Origin of the sequence: Citrobacter sp. 172116965, assembly GCF_013458095.1 — a bacterium.
In the GTDB taxonomy this organism is placed as follows: domain Bacteria; phylum Pseudomonadota; class Gammaproteobacteria; order Enterobacterales; family Enterobacteriaceae; genus Citrobacter; species Citrobacter braakii.
On the sequence record NZ_CP046673.1, the window covers coordinates 1,956,332 to 1,975,000 of the forward strand.

Below are 18,669 nucleotides of genomic sequence, written 5' to 3' on the forward strand. Positions count from 1 at the left end.
ATTCCTTGTTATTATTTAGGAAACAGCTTTTAAGTGGTTAGTGATATTAACTAAATCTTGTCTATTTGCTTCATTTTCTTTTGTTCGTTTATATACCTTGCGGGGTTTATCTATCTTGATACTGTTTTTAGCATTAGGAACTGCATTGTTCTTTTTCTTCTTGCTAAAAATAAAAGCATCTGTATAAATATTTTGAATTACTGTTTCGAGGGCTAATCCTCGTCTTTCCTGTTGAGAAAGATTTTGATAACCATCAGGGTATTGTTCAATCTCAGCCTGAACATTTCTTGCATTGCTTAAATGCTCTTTACGCTTTTCATCAAGTTGATGACTCATACCTTTGGCAAAGATGTTTGAGTTAATATAAAGATGTCCATGATGATCAACGAGAATGCCTTTCTGTTTTAGTTTTTTGAATATGGTTGACATATTACTAGATGCGATGTTCAACGCTTTACAGAGTGATGCCTGAGAAAGGTTAATAAGGTTTCCAAACTCCATGTATTCCAAGATGTAAGTTAATACACGGAATTCATTCTTAGATATGTCCAGATCAGAAAAAACACGAAAGTTAGATGTGAAAGCAAAAACATAAGGCTGGGAAAATGAGATCGCTTTATCTTCTTCTTTGGCGATAACTGTAGTTGATTTAATATCTTTGTTTTGCAGTAAGTGTCTGGCGATATCAATCTTTTGTTCTGTAGTTAATGTATCAAATAAGCGAAGTAGTTCAGTGTCATTAGTATTCATATTTTCTCTCTTATTGTTTTTATTATATATTTTAAATACTATGCACAAAATGGAAAGTCAATAGTAAAACTATAAATAAAATAAGTATTTTATTATTATGATCTTATCATATGTTAAAAAACCTATGTTTAAACATAAGTCTTGCTATGTTTAAACATAGGACGGATCTATGTTTAAACATAGGTATATGCTATGTTTAAACATAGCAAAAAAAGGTGTGAAGCCTTGATTTTATTGGGCTGGGAGGGTGCTTATAATTAAATAATAGTAAGAAGTTAAGAGAGTCCAGTTTTTCTTTTGTGTTATATATGAGGATTTTTTCGCAGGGATATGTATTTTTCTTGACACTTATTTCAGCGAAGTGATTGTTTCGTACAATCACTTAGTGCTGCTATTGGGGATATAGTTTTACTATGTGTTAAAGAGCAAATGCTATATTGATTTAGTGCGTTACTATTTCTAGGTGAAAGTAAGGTTATTAGATTTGATAACTCTAGTTTGTAAAATCAATAACCTTTGATATTCAATAGTTCTTATTTTTAATAACCTTTCACTTTATAATCATATGATAATAAAGTTAAAAACAGCTCGTAATATCTAGTACTAATATAGTAAAAGGGAAACTTGTGCCAAATAAATGGCACCATGTTATTTTGCAGCGTTTTCTTTGTATTTTATTTGCAGCAAAGTGATTGTTTCATACAATCACGAAGTGCTGCCGATGACACGGAAGTATTGTTTTCCTCCTATTTACTGGCGGCTACTGCCGCAATTCTTCATGGATAAATCCATCATTAACAGGGGCAAGCCCTGTTTCAGCAATGTGATTGTTTAGGACAATCACTCAGTGCTGCTATGGGGATATAGTTTTACTATGCGTTTAAGAGCGAATGCTATAACCTTGATTGATTCCTCGTTAATATATAGATAAGGGGCGGAGCCATGAGCGAAAGATCATAAGAAAAGATCTGTTTTCAATATGAGGTTTTAATTAATTTCAAGGTAAAGCTAGCGTATATAAAATCTTAAGAACTAAATCGAATATGAATTGATAAGATTAATTATACTATTATTAGGTCAGCGGCTACTGCCGCAGTTCTTTATGGATAAATCCATCATTAACAGGGGCCAGCCCTGTTCCAGCAATGTGATTGTTTTGGACAATCACTCAGTGCTGCTATTGAGGATATAGTTTTCCTATGCGTTTAACAGCAAATGCTATAGCCTTGATGCACTTCTAGTTAATATGATGAGTAAGGGCGAAGCCTATGAGCTTTAGCTCATAAGATGAGAAAGTTTTCAAAAATAATTTATTAAATCAAAAGTAAAGGCAAAATTAAAAAGAACAAAAAAAGCCAGAAGTCAAGGTTGGCTTTAGTAATGCAATCAATATAAAGAAAGAAATTATCAAGAGAAATGATCACAATAAATATATTACTATCTTAGAAGTTCAAACTTGTTAAACTAACAGATTATAAAATTAAAAGGAAAGAAGCCAGATAAACTGGCCTCTTCAGAGTATTGTAATAAATTTTTGGAGTAGTCATTTATTTACTTTTAAACAATAATCAAAAATAAAGTCATTGTCAAATAAAATTATCATTATCTTGATTAATTCTATTTTATTTAATATATATTAATAAGGCATTGTATTTTTGTTTAATCACAAGAAGAAAATATGGTGAATTAAATGTAATAAATCAAAGGAGTATCAAATGAATAAACTTAAGAAAAATAAATGGCGAACAAATGTCTGTAACTGCATTTTCAAAATAATCCTTCCCGCAACAATATTAATTTCAGCAACTACAGCTAACGCAGCAGTCTGTAGCCCGGATGTCAGCTCATCATTAAAACAAGCGCAATACAACGCCATGAAGCAGGATGCGGCTCAGTTAGAGCCGGTAGCGAAGAATTTCATGGATAACATCAATCAGTCGCTTGAGACTATTGGCTGCACGGACGCATGGCCCGCCGGAAACCTCGGCATTAATCTTCCCTCTGTGGATTCAATAATTAAAAAAACTAAGGAAGCGGCAATAAGTAAAGCCTGTTCGATTGCGAGAGAAAAAGTCAGTCAACTGACCGGAAATATATCCGAAAGCATTTCCATTGATATGCCCGTCCTTGGGAATGTCGCAAGTGGAAGTGTGTCTACAGGAACAGGCTCTTCATCAGGATCGGGAGCAACTGTCAACGGAACCGATGTCTGGAACAGCATCAGTAACTCAATGAAGTAAACAACAAAGGAATGTGATAATGATAAATATAAAGAAAAAAGAAGTGTTGATATTATTAGCAATATTAGTTTGTTTGTTCTTAACTCAGTCAGCTCATGCTGCAGATTTATTTACTGTCCCCGATACTGATAAGTCAAAGTTGTGGTTTCTGGATATCTTATTCCCTGAAAATTTAGCCCAGAGTCCATTAGCGAGCACAATGACAATCCTCAACAGCGCTGTTTTACTGGTTGGTGGTATTTTAGCTGCCTACACGCTGATTGCCGGAACCATGTCAACGGCACATGACGGAGAAATGCTGGGTAAGAAATGGTCTTCCATGTGGTTGCCCGTAAGAACTGCATTAGGCACGGCAATGATACTCCCGGCAGCAGGTGGTTTCTGTGCCGCTCAGGTTATGGTGCTGTGGATGATTAATCAGGGAGTCGGTCTGGCAGATACCGTCTGGAATACCTATGCATCCAACCCCTCAGATGGGGCTGTTATCACAACATCGGCGTCTTATCAGGAACTTGACCGTATAGCGAAAACTGCCTTTATCAATAACGTCTGTATGTTGAAGGCGGGTGAATTATGGAAGAAATCAGCAGCAGCCGATCCTTTCCCGCACGTCACGCCTGCGTTTGAAATGACGCCGGAGAAAGGTCCCTATTTATACACATACAGTTATGGGGCCAGAAATGCCGGTAATGATATGAATAAAAATTTACTGGTATCAAAGGCTGCCTGTGGAAGCATCACGCTTACAGACCCCAAGGCCAAAGCTTCTTATGACGAACAGGCGAAAGCTCAGGCTACCATTGCAGGGGGCGGAATGTATATGGCCTATATGCCACAGGATATAAAGACGAATATTTCAGATGTTATTGAGGCACACAATGCCGCATTCATCGACCTCAATAACAGTATGAAAACGCTGGCTGAACAGTATGTGGCCGATAATAATATTGATATTCAGACCGGAATAAACAGCGCAACGGCCTCATATGTATCCATTATTGATACTGCAGTACGAACAGTTTTCTCCACTGGCAACCAGTGGGATGATTTCAAAGAGAATGTCCAGAAAGACGGATGGTTTATGGCTGGCGCATGGAGTATGAAACTTATCCGTGTTCAGGACGCGATTAACGGTGCCGCTCATAATCTTCCTGTCGCTGGGCAAGCGACAATGGAATACGGCGATATATTCGATAACAGCATGAACGCGATTATGGCAAAAGTGGCTCAGGATATGGCGAAATCAACGACAGCTTCAAGATACGCGAATGGGATTGATGCGCAAAACCGGACAGAAGCCAATACCAGCGGTAAAAGTGGCGCTGGCCCTAAAACAGATGATGCCGGAAAAATTGTTTCTTCTCTTCAGAGTGAAGCCAATAAGAGCATTTCTGGTGCAATGGCGGGTTTTCTCAGTTCCAGCGTTATCAATGGCAGAAAACAAGGGAAAATTGTTTCATTTTCAACCGACACAACCGCTGCCAATTTACAGGCGATAAACCCGTTATTAGCCGTTAAAGGGCTTGGGGATACAATCAGTGCTGCTGGCTGGACGTTATTAGGGAGTTCTGCGGTTGTTGGCGCAGGTCTTGGTGCATGGACTTCATGGACTGCAAGCTGGGTATCAGGTGCATTTGGCGCTATGGGCATTGTGATGCCACTGGTTATCCCTTTATGGATAGCTGGTGATACCTTAGCCGTCGTTATTCCTATGTTGCCTTACGTGATGTGGTTTGGTGTTTGCGTAGGCTGGATGATCCTGTGCCTTGAAGCAATGGTCGCAGCACCATTATGGGTAATAACACATTTGCATCCAGATGGTGATGGCGTAGTGGGTCGTGGAGGCGCTGGTTATGGTCTGGTTTTATCGTTAACCATGCGACCAGCACTGATGATAACAGGCTTGATAGCAGCCTATACGATGCTCCCTATCCTTGGTGGGATCGTCAATGAAACATTCTCCGGCGCGTTTGGCATGATGTCAGCCAATGCCGGGATAGGTATCATCGAGTCACTGGCTCTCATTGCTGTTTATATTGCGATGATGTTTACGGTAGTGAAAAAATCACTTTCACTGATTCACATCATCCCTGATGAAATTATGAAGTGGCTTGGTGTTCATGGTGGTCAGAGCATGTCGGGTTACGCACAGTCGGCATCAAAAGGTGTTGAAGGTGCTATGTTTACCAAAACCGTGTTGGATCAGGTTTCTCATACCTCAAATGCGATGGGTAATCAGATCAGGAATGCGCAAATCAACAAAGACCGTGAACAGCAACGTGAGCTTCAACAACAGCAACAGGCCCAACAGGGGAAAGCACAGGCGACTAATAGAGCCAATGATACGGGATCTGCATTCAGAACTCATATGAGTAATGCTGGCCCACTTGATCAGCAGGATGAATATCAGTCTCTTGAAAGTGCTAACTCGGCTTACAATGCAGCTGAGGCAGCAGATGCTATTGGTGACACAGCAGGCGCAGCGGGTTATATGAATGTAGCTCAAAAGGCTGCTAACAGAGCAGTATCATTTGGTGAACATAACAGACCGTTGCTGCCTGTAAGTTTACAGGCCCAAGCTTCACCAATTGAAAGCTTTAAGGCTCCAGATAAAGGGAATGGTAGTGGATCTTCCGGTGGTAGTTCATCATCAAAAGAAGGTAATGATGGAATGTGATATTAAGAGGGCTTAGGCCCTCTTTGATTACAATGGATGTATGATATCCTTTAGTTAGTGTACTATTGTAATTATTTCTGAGTAAATAGTTTTATTGGCAACTATATGCGTGAGGTTGGGAGAATTCAAAAGTAAAGTTTGATGTAGAGCACAATTGAAAGGATGAATAGAAATGTAAAACCCTTAACTTATTGATATGTAGATATTTAATTAGTTTCAATTTTATGCAGTAGTGGTTTAATCTTATCAATAGAATAGATAAAGATGTAGGTTATAAAATTCTTTCTTAATACCTAAATGGGATTATTCATGACTACCACAACTCCAGCTAATAAAATGGTCGGCTTAGAATTAAACAACGAATGGCTTGTTGAAAGAATTATACCAGTAGGAACAAAAACGGGCATCGGAACGGGGGGGAACTTTTCGGTGTCTTATGAAGTGAAAAATAAAAATACAGGAAAGATGGCATTTCTCAAAGCCTTTGATTTTGAAAAGACAATGCAGGAAGCTTTGTCTAAAGGCCACGATTTTATGAAGATAATGTCAGTGCTTACGTCTGATTATCAGTTTGAGGATAAACTAAATGAAATTTGCATTGAAAAAAGAATGCGAAATGTTATTAAAGTTCTTAACAAAGGACAATCGGTAATTGATGGTAGAATAGTACCATATTTAATTATGGAGCTGGCCGAATCCGGAGATATAAGGATGTATGTCGAAAGAACAAAGGATGTCAGCCTTGCAATGAAATTAGGATACCTGAAAGATGTTACAATGGGTATTAGACAATTACACTCTGCAAATATTTCACATCAAGATTTGAAACCTTCAAATGTAATGGTGTTCGATTCTTTAAATGCTAAAGTTGGTGATTTAGGCAGAGCAAGTTTACAAGGTGTACCACATCGTTTTGATAACTTTCCGATTACTGGAGATCAAAATTATGCGCCTCCTGAACAACTCTATGGGCTGATAGCCCCTGAATGGATAAATAGAAGGCAGCGTTGTGATATTTATCAGTTAGGTTCAATAGTTGCTTTTTTATTTACTGGCAGAACCGTTAATAGTTTGATGAGAGAGTTTGTTCCTACAGAAATAGCACCGCCACGTTGGGGGGGGAGTGGGAATCAATACGATCTCGCTTTACCTTATTTAGAGAAGGCTTTTTTTCAAAGCTTAGAGGTATTTGATGGGGTTCATCCAGATTGGTTAGGTTTAGGTTTGAAAAACATAGTGTTGCAGTGTAGTCATCCAAGTTATGAAAACAGAGGAATGCTTAAAGGAGGCGGGATAGCAAAGATAGAATTAGGTTTGGATCGACTTATAACTCAATTCGACCTTTTAATTCAAAAATTGAAGGTTTTTGGTCTCAGCAATAAAATATAAGGAAGCAAAATGAGCCTGTTTGATAAAGAAGAAAGACTATTGCTTCCTGAATGGACGAAGTCAATCGACTCCCTAAAGTCTCCTGAAATTAAACCTTTTAATGGTGGAGATTTTTCCTCATTGTCTGATAATACAGATGACTTATATGAAAATTTTGTTCTTAATAAAAATTTAGGCTCAGCAATAGAGTTGTTAAATGTTGCTTATATAGAAAACCGAGAAGCAGAATCGAGAGTTGCGGCAAGATTTATTGTGCAGGGATTTGATTTACCACCACAAATCCTACAATTTGCTAAATTCATTTTAAGAGGTGGTAAGCATGATAGTGAACCAACTGAAACTCAAAAACCAATCATCTCAATATTAAGAGGATGGTTGCATAATAATCCCAAAGATGCATTAGCATGGCTTGATTTAGCAAGGGCTTACGTATCAATTGGTAAGCTGGATTCAGCTGAGAAAGCTGTTACAGTCGGTACAAATCTATTACCTAATCATCGTTGGATCATTAGAGTTGCTTCAAGATTTTATGTTAATAATAATCAAAGTGATAAAGCCCATTATCTATTGTCTAAGCATCCAATGTTAAAAGAAGATCCATGGTTACTATCAGCCGAGATCGCGGTGGCGGAAAGTTATAATCGCCCTTTGAAAATGGTATCTCAAGCGAGAAAACTTATTGAGTCTGAAAGATTTTCTCCTTTGCATCTTACGGAATTGGAGAGTTCAATAGCGACAATAGAATTGTCTAATGGAGCATTAAAGAAAGCAAAAAAATTATATGTAAGTTCATTACGAAAACCTAATGACAATTCCTTGGCACAAGCAAAGTGGGCAGAAAGGAATGCGAATCTTTCGAATTTAGTTAATAGTGAACTTTTGTTTAGTCAACAAGGTGCATACGAAGCGAAAATGTGGGAGAAATACTATAATTATGATCTTTCTTCTGCTATAGATTTTGGAATTAAATGGTTTGAAGATGAGTCCTATTCTGTTCAACCTGCAATAATGGTTACCTATTTGTCGTCAGTTTTAGACAACTATGCATTATGCTATGAATATGCTGTCAAAGGTTTGGGAATAGACAAGCACGATGAAACGTTAATTTTAAACAAACTATTTTCTGAGATATGTCTCTTGGATAGAGTGGAGCAATGTATTAACTGGGAAAGGGTAAAAGAATGGGAGGGGGCTCTCAAAAGTCTTGCTGCTGTTGATAACGAGAATACGGCTGCCCATGCTAATGCTAACTTGGGCCTTTTGCATTATAAAACAAACAGATTTGAATTAGGTAAAGAGTATTATGCAATTGCCTGTGATCTTTTCTCAAAAAGTAAAAATGCGTCAGGCATTGTAGCAAATATGAATCACTATCGTGAGTGCGTTCTTGCTGATGTTTCATGGAAAGACGAAGTGTTCTATGAAATGGAACAGGCTTATAAAAACAGTCTAGCCAGAAAAGAACCTGCTTTAGTTTATTATTTCATAAAAATGAATATGTTAAAAGAGAATCCACTGAAATGGGATGAAATAAAATCGACGAGTTTAGATTTAAGCAATCTTATTGCGAAAGAAGAAAAAAAAGATAAGATTGTAACTTTCGATTTCGATCCTAAATCACCGAAGATAATAATATCCAAATAACAAATAAGCCTAATGAAATCATTAGGCTTCGTTTTTCATTATCTAATTGCGTAAGCGAAATAATAAATTATCCTTTATTAATAATATGCGGTGTTCAATTGTATCGAACTTCATACTACATTTTTATTGCATGAAATAAATCAGTATTTTTAATGCAAGCATTAGTGCATTATGGGGGGATGTGTGTGGGTAATAAATGTTTGAGAAAACTACTGCGTGATGTGAAAATTGTAAAATTAATTACACGAGGTTGGGTTGGTCACATAAAAAATGGTTGTTTTCCAAGTCTTTAATCTATTCTATTATAATTTTTAATAAAATTGACAAACTGCTTTTAATGGATTAATTAAATAATAGGTAGTGAATAAAGAGGAGTGGGCTGTGAGAGGGGGATTTAAAAAAAAAAATTAAACATAGCGAGCGTAATATGTTTGACAATATTGTATTCAAGTCATGCAGAGGCTGTTTATCCGGTCACAAACTATACTCTGGATCCTTATTTGATGGGGCGATCACCTCAATCTATGGGAAATGGAATAATCGAAACATTAGTTTCAATGAACGACAAACTGGCACAAGCAACCATAACAGCAAATGAGAATCAGAAGAATGCTGTTGTCAGTAATGCAAGTCAGGCAATCCAAGAACAGCGTATGAAAAATATCTTAAACAGAATACCTGATGCCAACGCCTGTGAAGAAGTCACAAGCGCAGGTGGTCGTGGTGCAGCAGGATCGAATACAAGCTCAGCGAAAGAGGCTTTATCTGAAAACAGCGTTAAGATGTTTACGCAAGCAAATACCGGAATAAATGAGGCCAAGAAAAACATCATGGGCAGAGTATCAATAAATGTTTGCTCTGAAGATGATGTGAAATATAACAGAGGTGGGTGCAATGCTATAGGTCAGTATCCTGATAAAGATAAATCGGCATCAAGCCTAATTACACCACCATTATCTACATCAGATGCATTGTCTAATAAGGTTTCGAATCAGTCTTATTCTGTGGAGCAGATTGAAGTTGCTGAAGCGGCAAAAAGAAATCTTATAGGTAACTTGCCTGTTGAACCATTGAAGAACAAAGGGTTAGAAGACACAAATGAAGGTCGAGAATATTTATCCGCCTTTTCGAGCTTTGTCTCCAGAAGCACTGCTGGAACAAACGCCATTGATTCCGTACTGGCAATGAAAAAAGCAAGTAATGTATCAGTGAACTCCAGAGGGGCCAAAATAGGATCCACATTAGGTTCTACGCAGGGAGCAAACCTTGCTTGGTCAGATGCTTCCGTAAAAAACAAGTATGCGACCTTATTTCCCGGCACAACATTCCCGGATAATCCTTCAGAGTGGGAAATGTTAAGATATGAGATCTATTCACGCTATGCAGATACAACAGGTGCTGACGCTTGGCAGGTAAAAATCAGTAGTGCTGATGAAAAAGAAACTGCGCATGAGCAGGCAAGAATGCAGGCACTTGATTTAAGATTACAAATGCTTCAAATCGAAAGAACAGAAGACACAAATATTTTGCTTGCGGCTCTGTTAGGACAACAACTACAACCGGTTGATAAGCAAATGCTGAATAATTTAAAAACTAATGCTACAAGAGCGACTCAGGCAACAAGATAATTGAAGTCATGAATAAAACCGCCAGCGACGGGCCAGCGGATTTGGTAGACTTGGTATGAAGATTATTTGATCTCGAAATCTTCCAGCGTCTTACCGGCTTCGAGGGCAGCAGCGATAGCACGAGGAGTTCGGCCCTGACCTGTCCATGTTTTTTCAGAACCATCGGTATCGATGTATTTATACTTAGCTGGACGTGGGGCGCGCTTCGCTCCGGTCTTGGAAGAAAATGGGCTAACAGTTGAAAGTAATTCTGCCGGGTCTATGCCATCTTCCAACAGCTTCTGACGGAATGCTTCCAGCTTGGCCTGTTTCTCTTCCTGCTGTTTGAGAAATGAGGCTTCTTCTTCACGACGTTCTTCTACAACGATAGTGAGTTTTTCTAACATCTCTTCCAAAGTCTCAAGTGTTAGTTCACGAGCCTGAGCACGGAGAGTACGAACATTGTTGATGATCTTTAAAGCATCAGACATGCGATTTCCCTAATGTTTGTGGTAAAGAATATAAGCAATAACATCATAGTTTTAATCGTTCCTGTGCACAAAATCAATACATTATATGGTATAGACCTCAGATCCATCCTGAGTTCAAATTTTTATTTGGGTTTGGGATTATTTTTAGCTGGGCGGGTTTCTTCAGATGATATATTATCAATGCGATTTTTAAACTTCCTTGAAAATCTATTTTTCTCAATGCATTTTTTCTCGGCCTCTTCCTGATTATTAATGTAGTGTTCGATTGTAATGCCGTTATCCAAGTCATAAATGACAGAAATCAAGATGTTGATATTTTCATCTCTACTGTCATGTGTAATGTCAAACTTAGATATTAGCTTTGATACAACAACGTAATTTGGATGCAAAATAGTTGTCATGATGGTATTCCATAAAATGGATGGTTGATGTATAGGCGTGTTTTTAGGAGACACAGCAGGTTAGTGTCTTATTAAAATAAATATAATGTTATGATCGAATAGTTAATTACTTATTATGGTTTGTTTTTTACCTCTCTATTAGGAAATGGAAACTCAAGATAATCGTCAGCAAGATTATTATCTTTTATGGCATTCCACCATCTTTCTCTATAATCCTGTTGATTACACAAAATTCTTTGTCTTTGCATTTCATCAAGGATGAATTCCTTTTTATCCGGCCATTCCTCCTGAAGTCTGCGAACCGTTCTGAAGAGAATGTTTTTATGTAAAGCTACACGAAAGAAATTTTGTTTATATTCTTCAAGACGTTGCTCATAATCAGCGACAACCTTCTTATGGCTATTGATTGTGTTATTCAACTGCATCTGTATTCTACTAACCCTGTCATTAGCCATAGATGCTTCAAACTGCGACTGTTGAGAATCCAGCCTTGCCTCATTTGCCTGTTGGTAAGAGTCTACAATTTCTCTATTACGTTGCGCCGCATTATAATCATAATTCCAAAACGGATTTTTTCCAGACATAAATATACCTCGATATCAATTATTCTATGTGTATATAATTAAACATTAACTTTATAAAAAGCAAATAATTCTATTAATTAATATCATTAGTCAGATATTTAATTTCCTTTTGTTTAATACTTCGTTTATGGGCCAAAGAAAATATGGTTATTAAATACTTCCACCCATTGCTCGCAAATATAATATGCATGAGATGGAACCCTGAACGTCCAGACTGGATTTAATACATCACCAGTCATAATACAGATCTCGGCATCATCGGATCTGCAATCAGGCAGCGTGTAGTTGATTTCCCTGATGTTGCTATATGGGTATATAAATGTGCTGTTCATATTTTTACGCAATGTCGAAGACATTACGTTTTTCTTTATATTATTTTTACGCAACTGCTTGGCAGTTACGTTTTTCTTTATATTATTTTTACGCAACTGCTTGGCAGTTACGTTTTTCTTTATATTATGGTTAAAGAGAAGAACCGAGCGTTGCATTAAATTAATGGTGAAGCCCGCCTGTTCGTATTCGTAAGACAAAGCAGCATCGCTGAACGAGTCAACAAAAGCGATTTTTTGATCTTTTTCGAAGATTTCCATAAAGCTTTGCTCGTTGTTGTTTTCCATGCTCATCCCTCGCTGTTTTACTGCTTTATCTCAGCCCAGCATAGTCGCCAGTGCCAGCATACTCAAGCAAATGATCTGTAAAATCGATCGATAAGCTTATATTGATAGATTCTAACGATTAGAAAGGATTTATCGATCGGTTTTTTAATTGCTTTAATCGATCGATATGTTATTTATGATAGCCTGTGACTATCATATGTTTTGTATCGATCGATTTAAACGATGTGACGAACACTAAAAATAATTCAATTCTATCAATTGATTAGACGATAACTCCTGATCTATAGGTCAGTGCGCCGGGATTGGGGTATACGAATCTGACTAAATCCTTGAGGAATAAATGAAAGGACATAACTTCTTACCACTGGCGGTCTCTCTGGTGTTTCTTTCTGGCTGCCAGCAGCTCAACGATGGCGTGAATACAGTTAATGGAGCAATCAGTTCTTCGTTGTCTTCAGTAGGTAAAGCGCTGGGGGGAACTGCCACACCTCAAAGCCTTGGCCCGGTATCGTCTGTATCTGGCCTTGGTGCTGTCTGCAAAGACTATGAAGAAAACGCAATGGCAGCAGAGAAACAGTGGACTGGCAAAAGGATCTCTATCACCAATGCCACTGTTCTGGAAGTTACGAAGGGCAGAAGTGCCAGCGATATGATGACGGGAATGCCCAAAACAGCCCCTAACTATTACCTGCTCTTTAAAACAGCCGATACAAGCTACTGCGGTGGCATGGTATGGCTGGATTACTACTCTGGTATTGATGATACCGTTCTTACTTATAAGAAAGGCCAGAAAGTCAGCGTCACCGGAACTGTAAACAATTTCGAAGTCCGTGGATTCGCTACCGTCAACAATGCCGATATGCCAGTTCGTCTGGTTGTTCTGAAAAACGGCACTATCAGTCACAAAAAGGGATAAGAACCATGCGTAAATTTTTAGCCATTGCGGGCCTTACCGTGTTGTTATCAGGCTGCGGTGAAAAAGGTGATTTTGAGAAAGCTATCAATGCGAAGATTTCACATTCAAAGCTGTGCTACTCCTTGCAGGATAATGACATTGTGTTCAATAAGGGCTTCCCCATCCGGGTCAACCATGGCTACCGTTCAGCGGGGTATAGTGCCAGTGATGAAATATTGAAAGGTCTGGCTAATCAGGGGCTGCTTGATGTTTCTCAACAAGCTAATGGTTTCAGTAGTGTCGATGTTCTGGAAGTAACAGACAAAGGCCAAGCGGTTGAGTTTTGGGATCGTAAAGATGGTGCCTGTGTTGGTCATCGTGCGGTTGCTGAGATAAAGGAATGGACTGAACCGGGAAACGGTAATCAGAAAATTGTTCGCGTGTCTTATAAATGGAAGTTGGCGGATGTTCCTGCATGGGTGGACAAAAAAGCGTTCTCCAGCGTCAAGGGTATGAATGAACCTGAAGACGGCATGATTAATCTTGTTAAAACCAGCAATGGCTGGAAAGCGATCTAAGGGGCTATCATGGAAAACAATACCATCAAGTGTCCATTTTGCCTGAAAGAAAGCCAAAGGGGTGTCCATGTCTGCACCGGCTGCATGGCGACGGTTCTGTATGGAACCTACCCCGGCTGGTATGCTTTCGTGGTTATATTATTGACCTTCGGCCTGTCTATACTGATCGGAATGTCTACAGGTATGGCGGGAGCTACTATCAGCCTACCAATAATTGCGGCTGTTGGGTTTGTCGCAGGTAAGGCAATTTTCTCTGATAATGTTGTGTTTAGGCGAAAGATGTAAAACCCTTACCGTAAATGCAAAGAAACCATATCTGTTGAACTAAGTGTGGTTTTTTTGCATAACAAAGTATTTTATATTCCAAAAAAACATATAAAACATGTTGCCTGTCAGGCAACAACTATCTATTATCAAATCATGGACGAACGAACTCGTTTGTCTTTGCTCTTTAAAAACCTCTAGGATCGGTAAAGGACTGAGTGAAACTTTCAGTCAACCATTTCTCCAATACGAGACGTGGCCCATGTCCCTCTTCATTGTGATCGTAACTTAATGCGAAATGTATATTGCAATCGTCTATCTACGATACGGCATTGTTTAATGCTGAAATGGCGGGGTATCCAATCAGTTGTGTTGGATGGGTGTTGGCTGGCTTTGTCTACGGTGTGCAACACGATCCACAAGACATTTTGGCGGGGATGCAAGTTGCATCGTGTTGTTAAAATGAGAGGTTTTTATGAAAGATGTTTTAGACACTTTGCGCCAAGTGCGTGAAAAGAGCAAACACACTGTAGACAATAGCTCTTTGAAAAAACTGGATGATGCGATTCTGACCCTTGAAAAGAGAATCGAGGAGAATTCTAAAGGCCACACAGCCTTAGATTATCTTTCTTATATCGCGAAGATCTTTGCTTTAATTAAACTTCTGAGCGGTGATTCTGATTTTCATTGATATCTACCTACTAAGGGGATTTGTTATGTATCCATCTTCATTTTTTGAACGAGCAGCCAGCCATGTCAATCCCATTATCTGAGGTGCACTATGTTAGATATTGGTTCAACCATTAAACTATGCCGTGAAGCACGTAAGCTCACCTTACAAGAACTTTCAGATAGAACGGATTTAACGAAATCTTATCTATCTCGTATAGAGAACAATCAAAGAGATCCTACTATTACAGCGTTAGAAAGAATATCATTAGCGCTACATATCCCTCTAAATATAATCATCCTTCTTTCTGAAAGTGAAGAGACAAATGATGAGTTTTCTGACATCAATAATATGCTCAAAAAAACTATAATGGATACATTAGTTAATGCATAAAAATTGGAATTATTCAAATAAACCACTTGCTAATTTAGAGTCTCTATTCAAAATGCTGGAAACAAATGAAGAGAGGCTCACTTATCTTTTAAAAAACAAAAGAAAATATTTCAAAACGGTGCCGGTAATAAGAAAAGGTAAAAAAAGAACGACGTATAAAGTGGTTGGTGAATTATTAAAGGTACATGAGCTTATTAAACAGCGTATTTTTTCTAAGATATCACTCCCAGAGTATATTACTGGAGGTAGGAAAGGAGTCAGCTATATTGATGATTGTAAATCCCATCTTAATAAGTCAATTATTATTCAAGAAGATATGAAGGATTTCTTTCCTTCTATAAAAGAAGATCTGATAGCTAAAGCTTTTCAATATTACATGAACTTCTCTCCTGAAGTTTCGTTATTAATAGCGAATCTGTCAACACTTGAAGGCTCACTTGTTCAAGGGACTAAGTTAAGTACTGACATTGCCAACTTAATATTTTTAGAAGAAGAGGCTCTCCTCAGTGAGGAAGTTAGAAAATTAGGTGGAATTTACACGAGATATGTCGATGACATAACTATTAGTTTCGAATCTGAAGTTAATAATGATGATATTTCAAAAATAAAATTAATGATATTGTCAATGGCGCTCAAAAGTGGGGTTAGATTAAATAGGAAGAAATCAAGGGTTTTGAGGAATGGTCAGTCTAAAATTGTACATGGTGTAAAAGTAATCAAAGAGCTTAGACCAACACAAAAAAGAAAAGATAATATAAGGGTGTGTCTTTTTAATTTGAAGAAAAAAGTGATTGAAAAAGAAAGTGTTATGGATGTCCTTACGTTGTATTTTAAAATTAGAGGATTAATAAATACATTAAAGCAGCAAGGTGATAAGAATCATGCAGAGTATATAAAACAAGCTAATCAGTTAGTAGCTGGTGTTGATAAAAAGGAGGCAATAAAATCAATCAGGAAAATGAGAAAGGTTAAAGATATCAGGAAATTAAGATCGTTATATTCAAAGTTAAAACCATTAGGCTATACATCTAAAAGTGTTTCTGCCATTTTGGATGCTGAATATAAAACCTGTAAATGTAAAATTAATAACTAACTGATTGAGAAGTTACGGGTAAATCATACTGGATTGTCATCGATTTATTACGGATTACGATTAATGTGTAATAAAATTATTTATTAACACGATAACTGGATGGTCTCAGTTGTGGTGAATTGTTTTTTTTGTTTTCATGTATCGACGGATTGAGAACCATGTCCCTATTGGCATTGTTGTGCTCGCTATTCTGACGACTTGGGAAACGGTTGATCTCATCCGGTGTTGGTTTATAGTCATCTTGGTTAAACTTGGATTTTTTCTCATATTCAGCGCGAGAGATATGACGGCCTAATACCTCGTCAAAGACGTAGTTTTCAGCAATACGTTTATCATGTTCTTCACTGATAAGATCAATTTGGGATTTGTTTGCTTTAGCCCATACAAACTTCTGCTTGAAAAAATCAATTACAAGAGTTGTGAAGCGTTTAAAAATATTATCCTGACGTGGGATAGCCTGTTTTCTCTTAACACGTTCAGGGGCGCTTCTGGATGCCCTGTTTAGGGCTTGAGAGGAGGATGTTTTCAGAATAGTATTTTTTCCAGAATCAGAAATACTGACTGATGGTTTCTTACCAGCAACAACCTTACTGACTTTGGATTTATCACGATAGGATTTAACACCTCGCATACGAGTATGAGGAGGTGGTGCTACAAGTACAGGTCTTTGCATTTCATTGGCAGAAGAACTGGAGCTTGTTTTTGGTAATACAATTTCTTCTGGTTCAGCAAGATGTGTAATCGTAAAGCTTCTGACATCAACGACGATTTCAAGATCAAGTTCGCTGAATGTTTTGTAGACTTCAACGGGCTTCTTGCTTGGCAGCATCACGAACAGCCTGTTCTGCTGCTCTTTGCTCTTGTGCTGCTTTACTACGCCATTTGGCACTATGGATACGCTTCATTGGAGGACGGTTTGTTTCAGCGGCTTTAGCAAGCCATAGCGCTTTTTCTTCATTATCTAAAGCTACCGCCGCTTTTTCTAATGCCTCTTCATGCTGGTCCTGAAGAGAACGATGGTCAATACGTTCTGACGAGCCAGCGGCAGCGAGGTAGCTGTTAGCCATCGATGCCCATGATTCACGCCATAAAAACAGACATTTTTCTGTCGTTCCAGCTTCTTTCTTTTTTACCAAAACCTTCCGGGCCTATGGTTTTTAAGGTTAACATAACGTGAGCATGAGGGTTATCACTATCAAGATCATGGAAAGCGATGTCAGCAATCATGCCTTTATCAACGAAATTTTTCTGACAATACTCAAGGACAAGTCTTTTCTTGTCGTCATTGTTTAACTCGGCAGGAATAGCAACATCGAAATAACGGGATGTTTGACCATTGTTCTGGCGCTCAACTCTTTCAACTTCATTCCACAATGCTGTAGAGTCTTTTACGATGTGTTCTGGTGCATTAGCTGGAGCTAATATGAAGTGCCCATATAAATCAGTACGGCGACTGTAATCATACGTATCACCTGTTCTTTCATCTGTTATACGTGTACGAGCATGATAGGCAGCCTTCGCAACGGAAGACCTGCCTTCTGAACGTTTCACAATTTTAAAATCAAGATGAAAAATAGCCATACAATGAAAACAACCTCAATATAAATATCAAACCAAAATATAAATCTCCAATGCGACTATGCTGGTTTTAGTTTTTCGCAAGAAAAACTCTGGTGTTGACGTTGACCTTGTTTCCGAAGGAAACGGTGTTAGCCTGCGGCAGGCAACCGTCGGTAGACCCCACACACTGCGTAGCAGTGTATAGGTGGGCATTGCTTTATTTTTATATCTCCTAAAGGAGCTAAAAATAACGACAATGTTTAAAGTTTTTCTATACTTAAATAATAACTCTAGTTTTACTGTCTGTGAAATTTACAAGGCTAGAATCGGATGAACGGCTGAGGTATTACACGAATATTAATGATTATGGTTTTAGAGAGCGCCCGTAAGGGCAAAAGTAGTTTAATTAGTCTCCCGCCGTAGGCGGGAACGTGAATTTTATTAAAATTGAGTTGAAAATCTTTAGTTGATAACTGAAATTCCTAAAATAACAGACTCTTTTATGTGCTGCACAAATCACAGCTTAGTTATGAGAAATAGAATGGATATTAACAGGTTAAATGAAAAGCACTAATATGTAAAAATAAGTAACGCGGAGAGGTCTGGTTTTGAAAGCTAGGTGGATTTTACATATCATGTTTTTAAATTTCATTATTTCCAATATTCCATCACTTTTAGTTTAAGTGGTCTAACCTGTTTTATGTGAGTGAGCGCTAGCAAGGTATGAGAATAAAACCCATGATTGGAACAAACCATCATTAATAGGGCAAGCCCTATTCAGCATAGTGATTGTTTATGACAATCACGAAGTGCTGT

General features: G+C 38.0%; 16 protein-coding genes and 1 pseudogene. 11 read left to right on the plus strand and 6 right to left on the minus strand.

Features of this window, described 5'->3' with window-relative positions; genetic code table 11:
- Window positions 1-15 precede the first annotated feature (15 nt).
- Window positions 16-750: a replication/maintenance protein RepL gene (locus GPJ68_RS09285; protein WP_048703555.1), complete on the minus strand. Its 735-nt coding sequence runs from the start codon at window positions 748-750 to the stop codon at window positions 16-18.
- 1,715 nt (window positions 751-2,465) lie between these two features.
- On the opposite strand from GPJ68_RS09285, the gene GPJ68_RS09290 reads away from it, so the two are divergent.
- From GPJ68_RS09290 to GPJ68_RS09310, 5 genes are all read left to right on the plus strand, one after another.
- Window positions 2,466-2,990 carry a hypothetical protein gene (locus tag GPJ68_RS09290; RefSeq protein ID WP_049121194.1) on the plus strand — a complete coding sequence of 175 codons (525 nt, stop codon included), beginning with the start codon at window positions 2,466-2,468 and terminating at the stop codon, window positions 2,988-2,990.
- Between the two features lie 19 nt (window positions 2,991-3,009).
- Entirely contained in the window at window positions 3,010-5,667 is a 2,658-nt protein-coding gene (locus tag GPJ68_RS09295; protein WP_255489635.1) for a DotA/TraY family protein, read from the plus strand.
- Window positions 5,668-5,976: 309 nt separating this feature from the next.
- Window positions 5,977-7,056 (plus strand): protein kinase, encoded by a 1,080-nt coding sequence (locus tag GPJ68_RS09300; RefSeq protein ID WP_048264298.1) that lies wholly within the window; start codon window positions 5,977-5,979, stop codon window positions 7,054-7,056.
- A 9-nt stretch (window positions 7,057-7,065) separates the two neighbouring features.
- A complete protein-coding gene (locus tag GPJ68_RS09305) occupies window positions 7,066-8,700 on the plus strand; it encodes a hypothetical protein (protein WP_049121198.1) in 1,635 nt (544 codons plus the stop codon).
- A 413-nt stretch (window positions 8,701-9,113) separates the two neighbouring features.
- Entirely contained in the window at window positions 9,114-10,328 is a 1,215-nt protein-coding gene (locus GPJ68_RS09310; RefSeq protein WP_180837415.1) for a hypothetical protein, read from the plus strand.
- Between the two features lie 62 nt (window positions 10,329-10,390).
- Here the strand turns inward: GPJ68_RS09310 and GPJ68_RS09315 are convergent, their stop codons facing one another.
- The 4 genes from GPJ68_RS09315 to GPJ68_RS09330 form a co-directional block, all read right to left on the minus strand.
- Window positions 10,391-10,798, minus strand: a complete 408-nt coding sequence (locus GPJ68_RS09315) for an H-NS family nucleoid-associated regulatory protein (RefSeq protein WP_048703573.1) — start codon at window positions 10,796-10,798, stop codon at window positions 10,391-10,393.
- 122 nt (window positions 10,799-10,920) lie between these two features.
- The gene (locus GPJ68_RS25120) at window positions 10,921-11,199 is read right to left on the minus strand and encodes a hypothetical protein (protein ID WP_223584468.1); all 279 of its coding nucleotides are present in this window, start codon (window positions 11,197-11,199) and stop codon (window positions 10,921-10,923) included.
- 113 nt (window positions 11,200-11,312) lie between these two features.
- The gene (locus GPJ68_RS09325) at window positions 11,313-11,783 is read right to left on the minus strand and encodes a hypothetical protein (protein WP_048703575.1); all 471 of its coding nucleotides are present in this window, start codon (window positions 11,781-11,783) and stop codon (window positions 11,313-11,315) included.
- Between the two features lie 125 nt (window positions 11,784-11,908).
- Window positions 11,909-12,400, minus strand: a complete 492-nt coding sequence (locus GPJ68_RS09330; protein WP_180837254.1) for a hypothetical protein — start codon at window positions 12,398-12,400, stop codon at window positions 11,909-11,911.
- Between the two features lie 340 nt (window positions 12,401-12,740).
- On the opposite strand from GPJ68_RS09330, the gene GPJ68_RS09335 reads away from it, so the two are divergent.
- The 6 genes from GPJ68_RS09335 to GPJ68_RS09360 all read left to right on the plus strand — a co-directional run bounded on the left by GPJ68_RS09335 (window position 12,741) and on the right by GPJ68_RS09360 (window position 16,293).
- The gene (locus GPJ68_RS09335) at window positions 12,741-13,316 is read left to right on the plus strand and encodes a hypothetical protein (protein WP_180837256.1); all 576 of its coding nucleotides are present in this window, start codon (window positions 12,741-12,743) and stop codon (window positions 13,314-13,316) included.
- Window positions 13,317-13,321: 5 nt separating this feature from the next.
- Window positions 13,322-13,873: a DNA-directed RNA polymerase subunit beta gene (locus GPJ68_RS09340; RefSeq protein WP_180837257.1), complete on the plus strand. Its 552-nt coding sequence runs from the start codon at window positions 13,322-13,324 to the stop codon at window positions 13,871-13,873.
- Between the two features lie 9 nt (window positions 13,874-13,882).
- Complete coding sequence (locus tag GPJ68_RS09345) at window positions 13,883-14,158, plus strand: hypothetical protein (RefSeq protein ID WP_001515492.1); 276 nt, start codon at window positions 13,883-13,885, stop codon at window positions 14,156-14,158.
- Window positions 14,159-14,612: 454 nt separating this feature from the next.
- Complete coding sequence (locus GPJ68_RS09350; protein ID WP_000655891.1) at window positions 14,613-14,828, plus strand: hypothetical protein; 216 nt, start codon at window positions 14,613-14,615, stop codon at window positions 14,826-14,828.
- A gap of 90 nt (window positions 14,829-14,918) precedes the next feature.
- Window positions 14,919-15,200, plus strand: a complete 282-nt coding sequence (locus GPJ68_RS09355; RefSeq protein ID WP_000884144.1) for a helix-turn-helix domain-containing protein — start codon at window positions 14,919-14,921, stop codon at window positions 15,198-15,200.
- Window positions 15,193-16,293, plus strand: a complete 1,101-nt coding sequence (locus GPJ68_RS09360) for a reverse transcriptase family protein (protein WP_001515493.1) — start codon at window positions 15,193-15,195, stop codon at window positions 16,291-16,293. The genes GPJ68_RS09355 and GPJ68_RS09360 overlap by 8 nt, the downstream gene beginning before the upstream one ends.
- Before the next feature lie 76 nt (window positions 16,294-16,369).
- On the opposite strand, the pseudogene mobQ reads toward GPJ68_RS09360, so the two are convergent.
- A pseudogene (gene mobQ / locus GPJ68_RS09365) lies at window positions 16,370-17,874 on the minus strand (MobQ family relaxase).
- Between the last annotated feature and the right edge of the window lie 795 nt (window positions 17,875-18,669).

Excerpts from the sequence above, each read along its gene's own strand:
- GPJ68_RS09360 (WP_001515493.1), top strand. The coding sequence starts at position 15,193 with ATGCATAAAAATTGGAATTATTCAAATAAACCACTTGCTAATTTAGAG.
- GPJ68_RS09335 (WP_180837256.1), top strand. The coding sequence starts at position 12,741 with ATGAAAGGACATAACTTCTTACCACTGGCGGTCTCTCTGGTGTTTCTT.
- GPJ68_RS09285 (WP_048703555.1), bottom strand. The coding sequence starts at position 750 with ATGAATACTAATGACACTGAACTACTTCGCTTATTTGATACATTAACT.
- GPJ68_RS25120 (WP_223584468.1), bottom strand. The coding sequence starts at position 11,199 with ATGACAACTATTTTGCATCCAAATTACGTTGTTGTATCAAAGCTAATA.
- GPJ68_RS09340 (WP_180837257.1), top strand. The coding sequence starts at position 13,322 with ATGCGTAAATTTTTAGCCATTGCGGGCCTTACCGTGTTGTTATCAGGC.
- GPJ68_RS09290 (WP_049121194.1), top strand. The coding sequence starts at position 2,466 with ATGAATAAACTTAAGAAAAATAAATGGCGAACAAATGTCTGTAACTGC.
- GPJ68_RS09305 (WP_049121198.1), top strand. The coding sequence starts at position 7,066 with ATGAGCCTGTTTGATAAAGAAGAAAGACTATTGCTTCCTGAATGGACG.
- GPJ68_RS09345 (WP_001515492.1), top strand. The coding sequence starts at position 13,883 with ATGGAAAACAATACCATCAAGTGTCCATTTTGCCTGAAAGAAAGCCAA.
- GPJ68_RS09330 (WP_180837254.1), bottom strand. The coding sequence starts at position 12,400 with ATGGAAAACAACAACGAGCAAAGCTTTATGGAAATCTTCGAAAAAGAT.
- GPJ68_RS09295 (WP_255489635.1), top strand. The coding sequence starts at position 3,010 with ATGATAAATATAAAGAAAAAAGAAGTGTTGATATTATTAGCAATATTA.
- GPJ68_RS09300 (WP_048264298.1), top strand. The coding sequence starts at position 5,977 with ATGACTACCACAACTCCAGCTAATAAAATGGTCGGCTTAGAATTAAAC.
- GPJ68_RS09325 (WP_048703575.1), bottom strand. The coding sequence starts at position 11,783 with ATGTCTGGAAAAAATCCGTTTTGGAATTATGATTATAATGCGGCGCAA.
- GPJ68_RS09355 (WP_000884144.1), top strand. The coding sequence starts at position 14,919 with ATGTTAGATATTGGTTCAACCATTAAACTATGCCGTGAAGCACGTAAG.
- GPJ68_RS09350 (WP_000655891.1), top strand. The coding sequence starts at position 14,613 with ATGAAAGATGTTTTAGACACTTTGCGCCAAGTGCGTGAAAAGAGCAAA.
- GPJ68_RS09315 (WP_048703573.1), bottom strand. The coding sequence starts at position 10,798 with ATGTCTGATGCTTTAAAGATCATCAACAATGTTCGTACTCTCCGTGCT.